This is a genomic window from Photobacterium angustum (assembly GCF_003026365.1).
Taxonomy (GTDB): Bacteria; Pseudomonadota; Gammaproteobacteria; order Enterobacterales; family Vibrionaceae; genus Photobacterium; species Photobacterium angustum.
This window is the reverse complement of the sequence record NZ_PYOM01000066.1, coordinates 1-505: the sequence shown is the minus strand read 5'-3', so window position 1 is coordinate 505 and position 505 is coordinate 1. Positions and strand designations below refer to the sequence as shown.

The 505-nt window shown below is 38.0% G+C and carries 1 protein-coding gene; it reads left to right on the top strand.

The window, feature by feature from the left end:
• Positions 1–309: 309 nt before the first annotated feature.
• The coding region (locus tag CTN01_RS22665; RefSeq protein ID WP_146150449.1) for a hypothetical protein at positions 310–505 on the top strand (196 nt) is incomplete at its 3' end.

Sequence of the window (505 nt, the reverse complement as noted above, 5' to 3'; positions counted from 1 at the left end):
AAAGAGTTCTTAAGTAAACATACGGTGAGAGTACTTCGCTAATCTTGTATAGCCCTTACATTCATTGCCTTAAACGCTCCCTCTAATGGGAGCGTTTTTTATCGGTGAAAACAAATATGTAAACGGTTACTTGAATATGTATCTACGATTTATCCAGAAAATTTAAGCCTTCAGGCCAATTATTGCCCAGTAATGATTAGGTGTACCCTTAACTATCACGACTTATCAATAGCTTATACATTTACGCTTTGTAACAGTAAAGGCCCCATAACAGCTTTGTAGGTAGGCAGTAATAAGGATTAATAAATAATGCAAAAAGTAAAAATAGGTTACCGGTGGCTGTTATGTTTATGCCTGTTGTGCGCCTCACAAACACATGCACAAACAACATACCCTGCGCCAAGCTCCATGTCTGTTGAAGATGCCTATCAATTAGGCGATTTACTCGTCGACCAATATAAAATAAAACAAGGGCAACCTTATTTGAAATACGCGGCAGATAAGG